Origin of the sequence: Parasphingorhabdus sp. (assembly GCF_036963705.1) — a bacterium.
In the GTDB taxonomy this organism is placed as follows: Bacteria; Pseudomonadota; Alphaproteobacteria; order Sphingomonadales; family Sphingomonadaceae; genus Parasphingorhabdus.
Genome location: NZ_JBALUT010000138.1, coordinates 1 through 2,672 on the forward strand (window position 1 = coordinate 1; position 2,672 = coordinate 2,672).

At 53.7% G+C, this 2,672-nt stretch carries 3 protein-coding genes and 1 pseudogene; all 4 read right to left on the minus strand.

All coding sequences use genetic code 11. The features are described 5' to 3' along the window. Positions 1-847, minus strand: an 847-nt coding sequence (locus tag V7680_RS15365; RefSeq protein ID WP_335654130.1) for an EAL domain-containing response regulator, incomplete at its 3' end; no start/stop codon positions are given. Between the two features lie 16 nt (positions 848-863). Beyond that, positions 864-1,214 carry a CtrA inhibitor SciP gene (gene sciP / locus V7680_RS15370; RefSeq protein ID WP_335654131.1) on the minus strand — a complete coding sequence of 117 codons (351 nt, stop codon included), beginning with the start codon at positions 1,212-1,214 and terminating at the stop codon, positions 864-866. A 374-nt stretch (positions 1,215-1,588) separates the two neighbouring features. Next, complete coding sequence (locus V7680_RS15375) at positions 1,589-1,942, minus strand: UrcA family protein (RefSeq protein WP_335654132.1); 354 nt, start codon at positions 1,940-1,942, stop codon at positions 1,589-1,591. 322 nt (positions 1,943-2,264) lie between these two features. Beyond that, positions 2,265-2,672, minus strand: a pseudogene (locus tag V7680_RS15380) (hypothetical protein); the annotation flags it as partial.

Here is a 2,672-nt window from a genome sequence, read left to right on the forward strand (position 1 = left end):
TCCCATAATCGTCGATCGACACCCTCAGCCCATATTGGGCCAGCATCTGGCAGATTTCGGAAACGACCTTGATATTGGCAACCCGATTTTCCTCGGTAATTTCCATGATCACCGACCCGCCCAAATTCGGCGACTTGTGCAATTGGGCAAAAAGCGCATCGACGAAATCGGACTGGGTGAGCAATATCGCGCTGCAGTTGAACGAGACAGGAATGGCTTTCCGCGATCTCCGCAGCGAGCCAGCCAGTTTGATCACCTGATCGATGACATTCATCGTCGCCTCTATCTCGAGAGACATTTCCGTCGCTGCGGAGAAAATTGTTGCCGGGCTGATCGCGCGCCTGGTTTTCAGACGCGACAAGGCTTCATAGCCGACGATGCGTCCATCATCCAACGCGTGTTTGGACTGGAATTCCACGACAAGATTGTCGAGCAACCTATCGCTGGCAATCAGCGCCTCGATATATTCCGAATCCAGATTGATCTTCTGGCTGTCTTCCGCATATCGATCGATCAGCTCGGCCAGCATATTGGGTTCGAACGGTTTCGGTATCGTCGCAACGATTTGCGTATTGGCTGCTGTTAACGATGCTTCGCTGCCGTGACTCCATTGCGAGTCCGTTCCGGTCATCAGGACAAGCGGCAATTTGCGCAACAGGCTGGCGTTGCTTTGAGAGAGCCTTTTCTTGTCGGCGACGATGACATTGGGAGCAAAGGCCGTTGCTCCGTTCTCATCTCCAGGAGAATAGACACAGGCTACGGATATTTCGCGCTGCTCGAGGTCATCCTGCAAAAAGCGCGTAAACGCGCTTTCTTCGTCAATGACGAGGACTCGCTTGTTGGACATGATTTGGGGCTTTCAGTTAGTGAAGATCCGCTGTCGGATCTCGAGGTGATTGCGACCCTGTCTGTTCGAGCTTTTCCTGCTTGGCCCGGTCTTCTGTACGATATTTGGAAAGATAGCTGATCCGCAGCCCGAGCAGACCGGACTTGTCGATGGTTTCCTGCCACGAGAGAAATTCTTCCAGTGACAGATCATAGCGATCGCACGCTTCCTCAAGAGTGAGCAAACCGCCGGTTACGGCAGCGACCACTTCGGCTTTTCGCCTGATTACCCATCTGGTGGTTTTGCTTTTCGGTAAATCATTGAGGCTCAGGGCTTCACCGAAAGGACCGATAACTTTCTCCGGTTTTCTCTGCCGATCAATTTCCATAGAACCTCCCAGACGATGCGGCGACCCCGCTGATTCATCCCACAATGGCGCAATTAGACCAGCACCTCGTGTTACAATCATTTACATATGAGCGGAAAAACATTTCCATAAGGTTACCGTATCTGGTTAATACGTTGGAAATACTTGAGAAATATATTTATGTTTACTCTTATTAGCCTACCATATTCAATTAACTCATATAACTTAAGTATTGAAATAGAATATATTCGAACAATGTATTTTATTTGTTTAACAAGTAAAGAAGGCCTCGCCCATAAAATAAGCCCCGGTGTAAGGGACACCGGAGCTTTTGAAGGATGGTTTGGCCAAATTGCGGCCGCTTGTTGGGGATTCGCGGCTCTTGGAATCCTGCTTTAGTTGCTGATCACCATCGCGGTTTTTACGGGTTTACCCGATTTTGCCGCGGCCATGAGCGTCACGCTGGCGCGCTGGGCCGAGTCCTTGGCCTCTGCCATGCAGGCGCCGTGATCCAGCACATCGGTCAGGTTTTTCGAGTCCACGTTACCGCAAACCTTGCGAACAGCACCCTTCAGACGACCCTGCAAGGTCGATTGACCATCCTGGCTGGTCAGGTCCAGATCGGCATATTCTACCGTGGCGGTCCGGGTGATCCGGCCCTGGGCATTGGCGCTGGCGGTAAAGCCTGTTGCGGCAACGGCAATTGCGGCAGCGGCACAAAGGGACTTGGTAAAGATAATATTCGACATTTTCTCACTCCTCAAAATTTTTTGGGGCGTTGCCGGAAAAAGGGGGCCGGCGCAGCCCATGGGGGTGAGGTCGGGAGCGGTATATCCATCGTGCCGGGGAAGGGCTGTCTGGAGAGACGTAGGGTTATGCTCCCGCCTCGCATTTCTAGGTAGCTGAGCAAGGGCGGGCGAGCATCCCGCGTTCGATAAACCGCCATTTTGATCGGCGAACGGCAGACGGCTTCGACCAACGACAATCGCTGGTCGACAAATGTACCTACAGGTAACTTCTGTTACGAATCAAATGGTTACAGATGACACCGAATCATGCTGTATTAAGGCACTAAATCAGTCCGGAGAGCGGACTCGAGGGGTCGGCATACATCCGGCGGCCCATGCGGCCGGACAGATAAGCCTCGCGTCCGGCCTCGACGGCAAGCTTCATCGCCCGCGCCATTCTTGTCGGTTCTTTCGCTTCGGCTATGGCGGTGTTCATCAAAACGCCATCACAACCCAGCTCCATCGCCACCGCCGCATCGCTCGCGGTCCCGACACCGGCGTCGACCAGCACCGGCACATTGGCGCCCTCGACGATCAGCCGGATCGTCACCCGGTTCTGTATGCCCAAGCCTGAGCCAATCGGCGCACCAAGCGGCATGATCGCGACCGCGCCTGCATCTTCCAGCTGCTTCGCGCCGATCGGATCGTCGACGCAATAGACCATCGGCTTGAACCCTTCCTTGGCCAGCAC

Coding starts and splice junctions, on each gene's coding strand:
- sciP (WP_335654131.1), bottom strand. CDS start 1,214: ATGGAAATTGATCGGCAGAGAAAACCGGAGAAAGTTATCGGTCCTTTC.
- V7680_RS15375 (WP_335654132.1), bottom strand. CDS start 1,942: ATGTCGAATATTATCTTTACCAAGTCCCTTTGTGCCGCTGCCGCAATT.